This is a genomic window from Aerococcus sp. HMSC062A02 (genome assembly GCF_001809535.1).
Taxonomy (GTDB): domain Bacteria; phylum Bacillota; class Bacilli; order Lactobacillales; family Aerococcaceae; genus Aerococcus.
The window spans coordinates 146,760-160,947 of sequence record NZ_KV797921.1 but is presented as its reverse complement, the minus strand read 5'-3'; the positions used below and the strand labels follow the sequence as shown (position 1 = coordinate 160,947).

The 14,188-nt window shown below is 47.7% G+C and carries 15 protein-coding genes; 2 read left to right on the top strand and 13 right to left on the bottom strand.

Going from position 1 to position 14,188, the window contains the following annotated elements:
• Positions 1 to 362: 362 nt before the first annotated feature.
• The 3 genes from HMPREF2626_RS04310 to HMPREF2626_RS04300 are packed head-to-tail and all read right to left on the bottom strand — an operon-like array spanning position 363 to position 2,715.
• Positions 363 to 1,691, bottom strand: coding sequence for a glucose-6-phosphate isomerase (locus HMPREF2626_RS04310; RefSeq protein ID WP_070617918.1), 1,329 nt, complete (start codon positions 1,689 to 1,691; stop codon positions 363 to 365).
• 11 nt (positions 1,692 to 1,702) lie between these two features.
• A complete protein-coding gene (locus tag HMPREF2626_RS04305; protein WP_070617915.1) occupies positions 1,703 to 2,116 on the bottom strand; it encodes a CvfD/Ygs/GSP13 family RNA-binding post-transcriptional regulator in 414 nt (137 codons plus the stop codon).
• The gene (locus HMPREF2626_RS04300) at positions 2,116 to 2,715 is read right to left on the bottom strand and encodes a peptidylprolyl isomerase (RefSeq protein WP_070617914.1); all 600 of its coding nucleotides are present in this window, start codon (positions 2,713 to 2,715) and stop codon (positions 2,116 to 2,118) included. Before HMPREF2626_RS04300 ends, HMPREF2626_RS04305 begins: the two co-directional genes overlap by 1 nt.
• A gap of 182 nt (positions 2,716 to 2,897) precedes the next feature.
• Between HMPREF2626_RS04300 and HMPREF2626_RS04295 the strand changes: the two genes are divergently transcribed.
• Complete coding sequence (locus HMPREF2626_RS04295) at positions 2,898 to 3,392, top strand: divergent PAP2 family protein (RefSeq protein WP_070617911.1); 495 nt, start codon at positions 2,898 to 2,900, stop codon at positions 3,390 to 3,392.
• 25 nt (positions 3,393 to 3,417) lie between these two features.
• On the top strand, positions 3,418 to 4,428 hold the full coding sequence (locus HMPREF2626_RS04290) for an NAD(P)/FAD-dependent oxidoreductase (RefSeq protein ID WP_070617908.1): 1,011 nt from the start codon (positions 3,418 to 3,420) through the stop codon (positions 4,426 to 4,428).
• A gap of 47 nt (positions 4,429 to 4,475) precedes the next feature.
• On the opposite strand, the gene HMPREF2626_RS04285 is transcribed toward HMPREF2626_RS04290, so the two are convergent.
• The 10 genes from HMPREF2626_RS04285 to dapB are packed head-to-tail and all read right to left on the bottom strand — an operon-like array spanning position 4,476 to position 14,157.
• Positions 4,476 to 5,108 carry a TIGR01906 family membrane protein gene (locus tag HMPREF2626_RS04285; RefSeq protein WP_070617904.1) on the bottom strand — a complete coding sequence of 211 codons (633 nt, stop codon included), beginning with the start codon at positions 5,106 to 5,108 and terminating at the stop codon, positions 4,476 to 4,478.
• On the bottom strand, positions 5,093 to 5,893 hold the full coding sequence (locus HMPREF2626_RS04280; protein WP_070617901.1) for an HAD-IIA family hydrolase: 801 nt from the start codon (positions 5,891 to 5,893) through the stop codon (positions 5,093 to 5,095). Before HMPREF2626_RS04280 ends, HMPREF2626_RS04285 begins: the two co-directional genes overlap by 16 nt.
• A 2-nt stretch (positions 5,894 to 5,895) precedes the next feature.
• Positions 5,896 to 6,522, bottom strand: coding sequence for a YutD family protein (locus tag HMPREF2626_RS04275; RefSeq protein WP_070617898.1), 627 nt, complete (start codon positions 6,520 to 6,522; stop codon positions 5,896 to 5,898).
• A 13-nt stretch (positions 6,523 to 6,535) separates the two neighbouring features.
• On the bottom strand, positions 6,536 to 6,982 hold the full coding sequence (locus HMPREF2626_RS04270; protein WP_070617934.1) for a MarR family winged helix-turn-helix transcriptional regulator: 447 nt from the start codon (positions 6,980 to 6,982) through the stop codon (positions 6,536 to 6,538).
• A 21-nt stretch (positions 6,983 to 7,003) separates the two neighbouring features.
• On the bottom strand, positions 7,004 to 7,624 hold the full coding sequence (locus HMPREF2626_RS04265) for a DnaD domain protein (RefSeq protein WP_371440390.1): 621 nt from the start codon (positions 7,622 to 7,624) through the stop codon (positions 7,004 to 7,006).
• 51 nt (positions 7,625 to 7,675) lie between these two features.
• Positions 7,676 to 8,869: a pyridoxal phosphate-dependent aminotransferase gene (locus HMPREF2626_RS04260; RefSeq protein ID WP_070617893.1), complete on the bottom strand. Its 1,194-nt coding sequence runs from the start codon at positions 8,867 to 8,869 to the stop codon at positions 7,676 to 7,678.
• An 18-nt stretch (positions 8,870 to 8,887) separates the two neighbouring features.
• The gene (locus HMPREF2626_RS04255) at positions 8,888 to 9,361 is read right to left on the bottom strand and encodes a cell wall elongation regulator TseB-like domain-containing protein (RefSeq protein WP_070617890.1); all 474 of its coding nucleotides are present in this window, start codon (positions 9,359 to 9,361) and stop codon (positions 8,888 to 8,890) included.
• A 4-nt stretch (positions 9,362 to 9,365) separates the two neighbouring features.
• Positions 9,366 to 12,119, bottom strand: a complete 2,754-nt coding sequence (locus HMPREF2626_RS04250; RefSeq protein WP_083294336.1) for an exonuclease domain-containing protein — start codon at positions 12,117 to 12,119, stop codon at positions 9,366 to 9,368.
• Positions 12,116 to 13,381 (bottom strand): CCA tRNA nucleotidyltransferase, encoded by a 1,266-nt coding sequence (locus tag HMPREF2626_RS04245; protein ID WP_070617882.1) that lies wholly within the window; start codon positions 13,379 to 13,381, stop codon positions 12,116 to 12,118. Before HMPREF2626_RS04245 ends, HMPREF2626_RS04250 begins: the two co-directional genes overlap by 4 nt.
• Positions 13,378 to 14,157, bottom strand: coding sequence for a 4-hydroxy-tetrahydrodipicolinate reductase (gene dapB, locus HMPREF2626_RS04240; protein ID WP_070617878.1), 780 nt, complete (start codon positions 14,155 to 14,157; stop codon positions 13,378 to 13,380). The genes HMPREF2626_RS04245 and dapB overlap by 4 nt, the downstream gene beginning before the upstream one ends.
• Positions 14,158 to 14,188 lie beyond the last annotated feature (31 nt).

Genomic DNA, 14,188 nt, shown 5'->3' with positions numbered 1-14,188 from the left:
CTTCTTTGTTCAGTTTTCAAAGGTCTATCTCGTCACCTTATCGAAGCGACTCAATTATTATATCATCTTTATCGACAGCTTGTCAAGAACTTTTTAAAAAGTTTTTTTATTTCTTTCGATTTGATGATCGCCCGCTTGTTCTTTGCCTCGAAGGCTTGAATCAAGCGACTTAATTAGTATATCGAAGTCATCGAAACTTGTCAACACTTTTTTAACTTATTTTTGTTGGCGATCGATTTCGAGGTGATCTCGATCAGCAACAAAAATTATTATACCTCCTTCTCTTCCCTTCGTCAACTCTTTTTCATAAAAAAAGCCAACTTTTTTATCAGTTGGCTTTAAACCCTTATCAAATCTCTAATTTATAGGCGTTCGTTCAATTCTTGAGCAAGTTCTTCGTAACCTTCTCGACCTAAAAGAGCGAACATATTTCTCTTATAAGCTTCCACACCTGGTTGGTCAAAAGGATTCACCCCGTTAAGATAGCCAGAAATAGCGACGGCGATTTCAAAGAAATAAATCAATTGGCCCAGCGTATGTGCGTTAATCGCTGGCGCATGGAGAACCAGGTTAGGAACGCCCCCATCCATGTGAGCGAGTAGGGTCCCTTGGAAAGCCTTGGTATTGACCTCATCAACGGATTGGCCTTCTAAATAAGCAAGCCCATCACTATCTTCAGCTAGGCTTGGGATTTTAATATCCTTTTCAGTCTCCTCAACTTTAACCACCGTTTCAAAGAGGATACGCCGACCGTCTTGGATATATTGGCCTAGGGAATGAAGATCTGTCGAGAAGTTAGCGCTACTTGGATAAATTCCTTTACCGTCCTTACCTTCTGATTCCCCAAACAGTTGCTTCCACCATTCAGCAAAATATTTTAATTTAGGCTCATAGTTAACGAGAATTTCCGTGTTATAGCCCTTGCGGTATAAAATATTTCGGATTGCGGCATAAAGATAGGCGTCGTTCTTGTTCAATTCAGGATCTTGATAAGCCTGGTGGGCCGCTTGGGCACCAGCCAAGAGCTCATCCGTATTAGCACCACTTGCTGCAATAGGTAGGAGACCCACTGCTGTCAGAACGGTAAAACGACCACCGACACCATCAGGAATAACAAAACTTTCATAGCCCATCTGGTCAGCTTCTGCCTTCAAGGCCCCTTTCGCTTGGTCAGTCGTTGCATAAATCCGGGACTTAGCTTCTTCTTCCCCATATTGGTCGATCAAACGCTTCTTGAAGATACGGAAGGCAATTGAGGTTTCAGTCGTGGTTCCAGACTTGGAGATCACATTAATCGAAAAATCCTTGCCCTCTAAAGCGTCCATAACCTCGCTGAGGTAAGTAGCACTCAGGCTATTACCCGCGAAGATGATTTCCAACTTGCTTTCTTGGACAAATTGGTGGGATAGGAAAGAAATGGCTGCCTTAGCCCCAAGATAAGAACCACCAATCCCTAATACCAGGAGAACATCGGACTCAGCTTGAATCTTTTTAGCCGCTTCCTTAATACGTTGGTATTCTTCCTTGTCATAGTCCAAGGGTAGGTCCAACCAATCCGTAAATTCATGGCCAGGCCCCTCGCCAGAACGTAGCAACTGGTGGGCTTGGCTGACTTCACTTTGCATATAGTCAATTTCATGCTGGGAAATAAAGGGATCGAGTTTTGAGATATCTAATTTTAAATCTGCCATAGTTAGACTCCTTACTTATTAAAATGGTTTTCGTGGTAATCCTTGACTAGTCCCGACTGGATATTGGCAAGACCTTCATCCACCCATTCAGGCAGGTTCTCAGCAATCAAGCCAAAACCGTAATCTTTGGGATGGTGGTGCTTGTGCCAGTTACCGCGGGCTGGTTTTTTATTTTTGAAGAGGGGTTGGAGCGCTCTTAGCGACAGGGAAATCTTTTGGCTGTATTCATCAATATCGATAATCTTGGCTGTGACTTCTTCACCAATCTCATACTGGTTATAAATATCCTTTACAAAGCCGTGGTTGATTTCAGAGATGTGGATGAGGCCCTGGTGGTTAGCGCCGAGACTTACGAAGATGCCATAGCTTTGAATACCTGTCACCTTCCCCTTAACAATATCTCCAATCGCGAATGTCTTGGTCATTAGGCATCACTTTCTGGATCAATAATCTGGATCCCTTCAATAACAACATCTTCTAGTGGTTTATCTTGGCCATCCCGGTCAACATTTTCAATCTGGCTGACCACCTCTTGACCTTCCCTTACTTGGCCAAAAACTGTGTGCCGGTGGTCTAACCAAGGGGTCCCCCCCTTCTCAGCATAGGCTTCAATGATTTCCTCAGGCCACCCGCCAGCCCGCAATTGGCTGACCATACTGGCATCAACTGGTCCAGCTGAGACAATAAAGAATTGTGAGCCATTGGTATTAGGTCCTGCATTGGCCATAGACAGGGCGCCCTTAATATTAAAGAGAGAGAGATTGAATTCATCCTCAAAGGCCTGGCCGTAAATGGACTCTCCGCCGCGGCCCGTTCCAGTTGGGTCCCCGCCCTGGATCATGAAGTTAGGGATGACCCGGTGGAAGATCACACCATCGTAGTAACCCTCTTTAGCATGTTGGATAAAGTTTTCGACAGCTTTTGGTGCTAATTCGGGAAAAAGAGCGACTTCAATTTGACCTTGCTTGGTTTTAATGATTGCTTTAATTTCTTTAGCTTGTTCTTCTAATTGTGGAAATGACATAACATTCCTCCTCTAAAACTATACATATTTTTTATTTCTATTCCTCTCTATTGTACCAATAGTTAAAGAAAATGTATAGTTATCGCTAGTTCTCTAATGGTGAGATTTATGTTATATTTATTAAGTAGCTGTCCAATCGACAGCATACTTTTACATGTAGCCAAAAAATTACCGGAGGCCCTATGGACGTACTAACTAACCTACCGCTTGTGGCAACCCTCAGTGCCATTGTTGTTGCCCAAGCCCTAAAATTTCCCATCGCGCTCTTAATGCGCAAGAGCAATGCCAAACTTGCCTTGCTCCATGCGACAGGGAGTATGCCCAGTTCTCATTCGGCTGCTGTGACAGCCTTGATTACTGCGCTTATCCTTAAATATGGCTACCAATCCGCCTACGTTGCGATTGGGGTGTGTTTTGGCGTGATTATTATGTTCGATGCCATGGGGGTCCGGCGGCAAAGCGGTGAGCAGGGCATGCTTCTTCGCCAATTGCTCTTGATTCTCGAAGAGCGAGCAGCTAAAGAAGACGATCCTATCCTCAATCGCCAATTGAAAGCCATTAAGGAGAGCAAGCTCGTTATCGATGATTATTTAGGCCACAAGCCTTCAGAGGTTATTGGTGGCATTCTGACAGGTATTGTCGTGACCTTACTCCTTAATAGCTTCTTTAATTTTTAAAGCATTTATATAGAAAGGACGTTCTATGGAAACTCTCTCAAGTGATCTGATCATTATTGGTGCTGGACCTAGTGCCCTTTTTGCGGCTTTCTATGCTGGTATGCGCCAGTTGAGCGTAAATATTATTGATAGCCTGCCTGAATTAGGTGGCCAACCCAAGGCTCTCTACCCCGACAAGATCATCTATGACATCCCTGCTTATCCCGAAATTTCGGGGGCGGAACTCATCGACCGCTTATCCCAACAGCTGGCCCGCTTCCATGCGACCACCCAATTCAGCCTCAACCAAGAAGTTTTAAATTTAGAAAACGATAATGAGGAATTTGTCGTCGAAACTAGCCGTGCGACCTATCGCGCTAAGGCAGTCATCATTGCAGCTGGTAATGGCTCTTTCAGCCCCCGCAAGGTTGACCTGGACCAATTAGACCATTATGAAAACCGCGGCGTCGCCTATTTCGTCAGCAATTATACGGCTTATGCGGGTAAGAATGTCGCCATCTGCGGAGGCGGCGACAGTGCCCTCGATACAGCCCTGGCCCTGAGCGATTACGCCAAGGAAATCTATCTGATCCACCGCCGCGACCGCTTCCGGGCCCATGAATACTCCGTTGAAGCCGCCCGGCAAAAGGACAACATTAACTTCATCACCCCCTATGTCCCAACTGGCCTCGAGGGAGACGGCATCAATCTCTCTGCCATCCACCTGCAAAAAGCACGGTCAGACGAAGGCCAACGCATCCCAGTGGACCAAGTCATCATGGCTTATGGCTTTACTTCTTCCCTAGGCGAAATTAAGAATTGGGGACTGGACATCGAAAAGAATAAAGTCCTAGTCGACGGTCACTGCCAAACAAACCGGCCTGGTATCTTTGCCATTGGCGACATTGCAGGCTATCCGGGTAAAAGCGACTTAATTGTTTCTGGCTTTGGCGAAGCCCCTACCGCCATCAACGCTGCCTACCACTACATCTATCCGGAAAAACGCATCAGCCCCTTGCACTCCTCTGACTTACTGAAAGAGGACAAAACAAAATAAAAATAAATAGCGCTTAGCTGAAAAATAAATTCAGCTAAGCGCTATTTTTATATTCTTTGCAATTTCTTTTTCAAACAAGCATAAAGTCCTTGAATCCCTAACTGAAAGAGAACAAAGAAGAGGATAAAGCAGAGCATAAAATAACTTTCTGGTAGGACTTCAATAATTGGATCTGTTGCGGGATCAAAGAGCCAGGCCTGGTTATCAAACAAAACTTGATGGAAGAGAACAAAGACGCGGTTGAAGTTCAACGTTAAGCCGATAATAGCTATAAGGGGCAGATAACGCAGGTAAGCAAAAATCCGATAAAGAAGGTAAAGGGTGCCTGCTTTTAAAGGCTTCCTAGTGAGGAGCCAGCTGAAGCCGAGGCCAGCTAGGAAAGTCGGATAGACCATCAAAAAGAGCTGCTTGACCTCGTAAAAATGGAAACGGGCTGAGGCGGAAGAAGGAAAATAAGCAAAGTCTAGTCCTGTCCGCCATGGAAAATTCAAATAAGTGAGCATCTGCCAGTAGTCATGGAGGACTTCTTGATTGGTCAAGCCCACTCGCTCAGCTAGATTGCCGGCATACAAGACCAAGAGATAGAGGGGCAAGCACCAAATCGTCAATAGCAAGCCGCCTGCTACTAGCCCAATTAAGAGGCTTAAGGTCACTAGGCCGGCTTTTAGATACTTGGCCATAAGTCCATCAACTCTTGATAGTCCTTCACCAGCCAGGTAGGTTCAATATTTAATTGCTCAATGTCGGCTCTCTGGTGAACTCCGGTCTCAATTAAGATCGTTGAAAGACCAGCCCGGTTAGCAGCCAAAATATCCGTGGTCAGGTTATCCCCTAGCATCACGACTTCATCCGCTTCGAGGCCCAAGAGCTCCAAGGCACCGAGGATAATATTGGGGCTAGGCTTGCCGCAGACAATCGGCTCGGTTCGGGACACATGGGCCACCAATTCACCCAAGGCCCCTGCCCCAGGAACAAAGCCATGGCTGGAAGGAAATTGGATATCCGGATTGCTTAAATAAAACTTGGCGCCTGACTGGGCAGCATAGGCGCACTGGGCGAGTTCTTGGTAGGTCACACTTTGGTCTAAGCCCATGACTAAGAGCTCAACTGGCTCGGCCAAGGTATCAGAAACGATCTTATAGCCTTCTTCTGCTACCGTAGCCTTCAAATAATCGCTCCCCATGACATAAGCCTTCTGTCCAGCTTGGCTGGCTTCCTGCCCCAATAAATGGGACAAGACGTCCACGCTAGTATAAACTTGATCAGGCTCCGCCTCAATCTGGTGGTAGTCCGCCAAGAACTGGACAGCTTCCTGGTGGGACCGCATGGAATTATTAGTCACAAAGAGGAAAGGCTCCTGGGCAGCACGCATCTGCTCGATCCATTCCCGAGCACCAGGAATGGCGGACTTGCCCTTGTAGACCGTTCCATCCAAGTCTAAAAACATGGCACGTTTCTTTTTCATGCTTATTTTTTTCCTTTCGTTGAACGAATTTTAAAGCCCTCTTTTTTCTTATTGCCCTGGGTAATCGTCTTACGCTTAACGCCTTTATTTGAGGACTTGGTCGAGCTTTTATCCGTTTTAATACTGAAATTAGCCTTCTTATCCCGATGGCGCTTGTGTGACTTGTTCTTGCCCTTATCCTTGCGCTGGCTTTTCTTCTTATAGTTCTTATTGTTTCGGTTCTTTTTGGGCCGTTTTTTCAATTGACGGTTGCGCTCTTGGCGTTCTTCCTCGTCGCGCTGGTGTTCCAAGACAAAATATTCGCAGGCAAAATTACAGTACTCCAAGAGATAATCCGTTAGGTGTGAGATCTTACGCTCCAGGGGTACATGGGGTACATCATCTTTATAAAAGCCCTTTAGACGAACTTGTTCATAGGCCCAGTCGCCGACGATATAGTCATAAGTATCCAGAATCGGCATATAGCGGTCAGCTAAAGCTTCCAAATCGATAGCCTCTTCCTGGCTCCATTCCTTAACAATAAAAGGCTGGCCGTTGATCAATAGTTCCTGGTTATCCGTTCGTTGGATCTCAGCTTTGGGGAAGGCTTCTTGTTCAGGGCTCTTTTCCGGGCTGTTCTTCCTTGGCATGGGCATCCTCCTTTCATTTTTGGTCGCGCTTGTAATACTCTTCGGCCTGGAAGCCTAATTTCTTATGAATCAGTCGCAGGCGCTTCAATTCATCCGCATCAAGGACAGAGAAAAGCTGGTTGACATAGTCCTTATGTTCTTCATAGTCAGCAGCTATCTTACGCTGTCCTTTGGGGGTTAAAGCAATGATAATCCGGCGCATATCCTTTGACGACCGTTCCCGTTTAACTAGCCCCTTGCCTTCCAAACAATCGATCACGTAGGTCACCGAACTGTTGGGGATAAGCAGGTGTTCCTTGATGTCTTGGACGACATGGGGTCCCTTGTTCAAAAGATATTCGAGTATCATAAATTCATTTTCAGTCAATCCATAAGTCCTCATGTCTTGCTTGAGGGCCCGCATCATTAGTTGATGGGACCGTAACAAGACACGTAGGGTATGCAGTTTTTGCTCGGTCATATTATCCAAGTTGCTAGCTCCTTACTCCTGGTCTTTTTTGATAATTTTCTTCATAGGTGCTGGTGGCAAGTCTGAAAGCGAGTGTTGGTCCCTTTGCTTAACGTTCCTTTGCTTGGGATTGCGTCGCCAATTCATTAAAACCTTGTCAATATAGCGCAGGCTATAGGCCTGGGCCAGGACAGCTTCCTTAATGGCTTCAAAGATCATGTCAGTTGGAAACTTATCCTTATGCAGCCAGTCTACCACCTCTTGGTATTCAATAGGTGACAGGGGCCGGCCAAATTCAGTCTCCAAGACTTGGAAGATCTCGGCTTCTTGGTCTTCTGTTTGTTTACTCTCTTCTTCGGCTTGCCGCTGCTTGACTAAGGCGTCAATCCTATTATACAAGAATTCCAGGTTATAGTACTCCGTTTGTTGGTTATTTTCATTTTTCTTACTATCAATCCGCAAGTACTGGCGGTCCACTAAGGAATTAATCAAGCTTAAGATCTCATCCCGGGTCATCCCCATCCGCTTCATCAGCATAGAAAAGCTGGGGAATTCCACATTATCTTGCTGGAAACTAATCAAATGTATGAAAAAAAGCATCTCCTCATTGGTGATGCCTATTTCGTGATACATCTCAAGAAGGAGTGTCCGCAAAACCGTATATTTTTCGATTTTCAATCTTGATCATGCTCACTTTCTAAGTCTTTACGCTTGGACTTGGTGGTCTGTCATAAAGTTGTCAATCCGGTCCATGGCTTCAAGGAACTTGTCCTGGTCAGCTGCATAGGAGAAGCGCAAGAAGTCTGGCATACCAAAAGCACTCCCAACCACACTAGCTACCCCAGCCTCCTCCAAGAGAGCCATAGCAAAGTCATCGACCGTTGCATAGCCGGTTAAGGCTGCAGCTTCACTACAATTAGGGAAGAGATAGAAGGCGCCCCGCGGTTTAGCTGCTAGATTAAAACCAGGTATAGCTTTCATCCGGTCATAGGCAGCGTTTAAACGTTTTTCAAAGGTCTGGCGCATCTCCTCCAGGTCATCTTGGGGGCCTGTCAAAGCACCGATCGTCGCATATTGGGCAATACCGGAAGGGTTCCCGCTTACTTGACTAGCCAACTTATTCATCGCGCGAATAATATCTTCATCACCCATGCAATAACCTAGGCGCCAGCCCGTCATAGCATAGGCCTTGGAAGCGCCGTTCACGACGATGGTTTGTTTGCGGATAGAGGGTGAGATAGAGGCCATGGAAATCGCTTGGGTACCATTGTAGACCAATTGATAGTACATCTCATCGGAAATGATCAGAATGCCCTTGTCCACACAATAGTCACCGATGGCCCGCATTTCTTCTGGACTGAGCACAGCGCCAGAAGGATTGGAAGGGGTATTCAGAACAAGCAGCTTGGTCTTATCGGTACAAACTGCATCCAATTCTTCAACGGTTAAGATAAAATTATTGCTTTCTTTAGTTTCAACAATCACAGGTTTTCCCCCAGCTAGGCGGATCTGCTCATAGTAGCTGACCCAGTAAGGTTGGGGAATAAGAACTTCATCGCCAGGATTGACTAAGACTTGGAAGAGATAATAGAGGACAAGTTTACCCCCGTTCCCGGCAAAAATTTCACTTGGCTCATAGACAACACCGTCATGTTTTTCATGGTAGTGGGCAATAGCTTCGCGTAATTCTAAAGCCCCGCTGGCTGGCGTGTAATGGTGGCCCTTGCCGGCATACATGGCTTCCTTGGCATAGTCCAAGATATATTGGGGTGTGTCGAAGTCTGGTTCACCCACTGTCAGTGAAATAATATCCCGACCCTGGGCCTTGAGTTCTCGGGCCTTGTCATTAGCAGCTAGTGTTTTCGATTCTTGTAAATTCATGATGCGTTCAGAGATCATAGCGTCACCTCATTGTTTCTATAAATTATTGATCGTTTCATACCAAGTGCCGTTAGTTGCATTGATATAATGATACCCTAAATTACCGTCTTTATCGACAAAACTTACCTCCCAAACGAAAAATTTTTCATCAAAACCGAGCCGGGCTTCTTTAACCTCGACTTCAGGCAGTTCGTTTTGGGTCAAGGCGATGGCATTTTCTTCTGTTATCATCTCGTCAACAAAGCCTGTGTGTACCCTTTGACTGTCCGGTTGGTAAGTTAGATAGACCTCCCGCCCCTCTTCATTTTCTGCCCGAACACTGTACCAAGTCTCGTCCTTGGTAAAGAGATAAAAATCTTTGATGTCCGATAGCTTGTGGTCCTGGGCCAGCTGGCTGACCTCGTCTTCCGCATCGATGAGTGGTTTTTGGGAAGAAAAATAAACGTTATTGGTCAGCACAATATAGAGGGTGAGAACGGCAATTAGGATGTAGAGTAATCTTTTTTTCATGCTGTCATCCTTTGTTTTGGCTAAAATTCCTTGAAATATTTTCTAAGTCCTGGAGGCGAACGGGTCTAAAGTCAGCGCTGCTGGCCAGACTGGCTTGCAAGTGGTCGGCATAAGCACTCTTGAGTATCCGTTGATCTAAAGAAAGGAAGTCCGCTCGGTCCCCCTGACCGTTAGCTGCCCGACCAATGGCTTGCTTGAGCCGGACCAGCATATCTGGAAGGGCTACGCTCTCAAAGTAATCCCTAGCCTCTTCTCGGGCCAGGGCCTGTTTAGCCAATTCATCCGCTGCTTCCGGTGCTGCAAAAGGCAAGCGCGGCTGCACGACAAGATCCAAAGCTTGCTTGAAGTGGACGCCTTCGCTGAAGTTCTGTAAACCGATGAGTAGGCCTTGGTCTTCCTGGTCAAAGAGTTGGAAGAGTTTATGGCTATGTTTGAAGTTGAGCTGGCAATAGAGCTTCTGATAGGCCTGGTAGTCGAGGCGGTCTTTTAAGGCAGCTTCGAGTAAGCGGGCCTGTTTTTTGGCATTGACTAAGACCAAGACCCGCTGGTAATACATGGGCCAGAGCTCAAGCAGGCAGTCCGCCGTCCAAGCTGCTGCCGCTTTGGCATTCATTTTATCAATGGACAAACCATCCATCAAGACCTGAACCTCCTGGCTACCCTTGGAGCTGGCATAAGAATAATGGATGGCTTGGCTATCAAAGCGTTGGTCAGCCAAGGGGCTAGCCGAAATAAAGACGGTCTGACAGGCCAAAGTATCGAGAAAGCCTTCCAGTAGGCGCTGGTCTTCAAAGGGTTTGCCCTGGAGCTGGCAGTGAAGATCCTCCCCGGCTTCAAGCAGGTCCAGAACATAATAGTCCAAGTCCTTTCCTTGAACTAACTGGGTCAATTGGTCATTCATGACTTTCTGGGAACAAACCATGTCCTGCAATTGGTCCAAGCGCTGGCTGCTAAAGCCTGGCTTAACTTGGACAGCCCGGCATAAATGTTGAAGAGAATTCGATAGATCTCTCACCTGGGCCTGGACAGCCTTGAGCTGATTGTAAAGGTCCGAAGCCTGAAAGGCAGCTTTTAGCATAAAGCTATCTTTGTGGTCGCTCTGTTGCTTATAATAGACAATTTTGCGGTAATGCTCTTCCAAATAAGCCATAATCTGGTCAAATGTCTGCCAGACATCCTGGATCAATTGACTAGACTGGTACAAGTCATCAAAAGATTGGCCGGAGAACTGATAGGCCTCAGGAAAATGTATCAGATTAGCCAGTAATTTTTGTAGGTGTTTGTGCTGGTTCTCGAAGGCCTGAGTTGACCAAGAAGCGGTCGCCTGGGCCTGGAGGGTATCCAGCAATTGGTGGCTCTCATCCACTAAGAGCAGGCCGGAAGAGCTGAGCAGACCCCAGTCTTCCAAGTCCGCCTGGTGCTGGCAGAGGAAGGCCTGGTTGGTTAAAACCAGGTCTGCTTCAGGAATGGCCTCCCACTCCCGGGCATAATAGGCGTGGTCGCCCCACTTGGACAGAGCCTGGTCGCAAGCCGCTTGTGTCGCCTGCTTGCAGCTGAAGTCCTTGGTCAAAAGTCCCGGGTTCAATTCCACCAACAGTCCCGTCTGACTTTGGGCCAACCAGATCATGAGGGCTGCCAAGAGCAAGGCATCCCGTTTCTTGACCTGCTTAGAAGTTAAGATCTCTTCATGGAAGGCCGCTAGAGCGGACAAGTCGATATAGTGACGAGAACTCTTGAGCTGGACATAGCGCAAGGGCCGGCCAAGAATATCGGCTGCCTGCTGGAGACTCTCTTGAGCCAGACGGTCCTGGAGCAAGCGGGTCGAGGTCGCTAGGACGAGATTGGGCTGGCCCGCTGGCGCTTGCAAGGCTGCCAGAAGATAGGCCAGGCTCTTGCCCGAACCTGCAGGGGCATCGAGGTAGGCCAGACCCGACTTATCCTGGTCAAAGAATTGAGACAAGTCCCGGCACATAGCCAACTGGAGTGGGCTCAACTGGCAGTCTCCCTGGCCTATGCAGAGGGTCCGGCCCTCTAATTCAACAAAGTCAGCCTGGTCTTGGCCAAATTGTTTAGGAAAGACCAAGCCCTGCCCCTTCTGTTCAGCAAGGTAGAAGGGGCCCTTCTTAACCAAGCCTTCCCTTCTCCGCGGCGCCCAGTCCTCGACCCAAGCATTGAAGTAGAGACCCGTTTGTCGGATCATCGTCGTGGTCAAAGGCTGAATCGTTTGGAGCAAGTCATAAGACAAGGCTTTAATTCTTTCTTGAATCAGTAACAAAAGTTGGGCCGTGGCCCGGGCATCATCGAGGGCAGTATGGGCATGAACCAAGTCAATACCATGTTTTTCCGCAAAGTCTCCTAACTTATAGCTCTGATCACAGGGATAGAGGAGACGGATCAATTCGACCGTGTCAATCCCCTCATTGCTAAGCGGCGGATAGCCCAGCTTTTCCAAGCTCCGACTCAAGAATTTGTAGTCAAAGTTGATATTGTGGGCCACTAAGATCCGGTCGCCCAACTTATCTAGGAAGTCATCGGCAATTTCTCTTAAAGTCGGGGCCTGGGCCAACTGCCTATCCGTAATTCCAGTTAAGTCGACAATGCGCGGAGGAATTTTTTGCCCAGGTTGGACATCCCAGCTGTATTCAGCTTCAATGCCTTGGTCACTTAACTGAACCAGACCGATTTGGATGATTTTGTCCCCTTCTTTAAAGGAAGGACCGGTTGTTTCAATATCTACCACGGCATATCTTCTTATCACAGATGTTCCTCCTCCGTTGCAATTTCTTCTTTTAGCCAGGCCAGCAGACTGGCCTTATCATTGGCGACTTGACCCGCCAAAACAGCAGCCTCTAAAGCCCCTAACCAGCGACCAATCTGTGCCCCTTCTTGGGGATGGAAGGCCTGGATCAAGTCCGAGCCATTCACAGCCAGGTCCTTTAAGGAATGAATGGGAAGGGCTTGCCAATTCGCCTGGCAAGCGGCGAGATTCGCTGGACTAAAGCTCTGGCTCAGCAAGCTTCCCTCAGTTTCTTCCTGGTCTAGGACCTTTTCTACCTGCCAAGCAAGGTCAAAACCGAGGGGATAGAGTGCCTCGGGGTCCCAAACACTTAGCCCCTGGCGGACAGCCAAGGCATAAGCCAGGCCGGCAATGTGCTGGTCTTCACGCTTGGACATCTTCCAGGCTCGGGCCAGCTGGTGACTGGCTTGATTGTAAGCTTGACGGTCTGCCGCAGGGCCTAGGTCTAAATAGAGGTAGAAGGCCCAGGCCATATCCGAATCCGCAAAAGGACTAGCTGCTAAGAGTTTTAGCATGGCCTCCAAGACTTGGCGGTCCAGATAAGGGCAATAGGCCCACAAGTCAGCTTCCAGCATCTGTGCAAGGCCTTTTTGCCAATTTTTACCTTGCCATAACTTGTTCATCTCCACTAAGATGCGCTCAATGGCAATCTTCTCGAGGAGAGGGGCATTGGTCTTGAGAGCTTGGGAGGTTTCTTCGGCAATATCGAAATCTAATTGGCTAGCAAACCGGACAGCCCGCATCATGCGCAGGGCATCTTCATGGAAACGTTCATTGGCCACGCCAACCGCTTCAATCCGCCCCTCTTTAATCGCCTCTTGCCCCTCAAAGTAGTCGATAATCCGACCATCTGAAGCCATTGCCAGGGCGTTCATGGTAAAGTCCCGGCGCAGGAGGTCCTCCTGTAAAGATTGAACAAATTCAACTTTGTCCGGCCGCCGATAGTCCTGGTAGCCAGACTCTGTTCGAAAGGTCGTAATCTCATAGGTCTCCCCTTCATACCAGGCCATTACAGTTCCATGTTCTAAGCCCACATCAAAGTGTTTGGGAAAGACTTCTTGGACCTCTTGGGGGTAGGCCGAAGTCGCAATGTCCACATCATGGATGGGCAGGCCTAGTAAGGCATCCCGAATCGCCCCACCGACAAAATAAGCCTCATAGCCTGCTGCTTCTAAGGCCTTGAGGACAGGCAGGGCCTGTTGAAAGACAGGATCTTGAATCATAGGATATTCTCAAGGCCATAGATCAGTTCTTGACTTGCCATCACATGGTCAACTGCCATAGCCACCCCTTTCATATAAGATTCCCGGGTAAAGGAATCTTGGCGGATGGTCAGCGCTTCACCAGTACCACCGAATTGCACGACTTGGTGGGAGTTGAGGCCAGGCAGGCGGACACTGTGAATGCGGATGCCATGGAAGTCAGCGCCCCGTGCGCCAGCCATTTGTTCTTTTTCATCAGGGTGACCGCTCGCATAATCGCCCCGCTCTTCATAAATGAGTTCAGCAGTTTTTTGGGCGGTCCCACTTGGTGCATCTAATTTTTGATTATGGTGCATTTCAATAATCTCAACATCAGGAAGATACTTGGCCGCTTGCTGGGCAAAGACCTGCATTAATACCGAGCTGATCGCAAAGTTAGGCGCAATCATGCCACCTAGTTTGGCTTCTTGGCTCAGTTCCTTCAGTTCTTCAATCTGGTCAGCGCTAAAGCCAGTGGTCCCAACAACGGGATGGACCCCATGTTCAATATAATAGCGGGTGTTGTAGTAAGCCGCATCAGGTTGGCAGAAATCAATGGCTACATCGATGGCTTCCTTGTCTAAAGCTTCTTCAATACTGCTGTAGACAGGGGCTAGGTCTTGCCAAGCGCTGAGGTCTTCGGCTTGATCAGCCCTGATATCAACCAGGGCAGCCAAGTCGAAACCCTCATGGTCAACCACCATATAAGCAGAAGTCTGCCCCATCCGTCCTAAAAATCCTGTTACTAAAACTTTCATCCTTACGCATCCTTTCGCTTTTCTTTTGTCT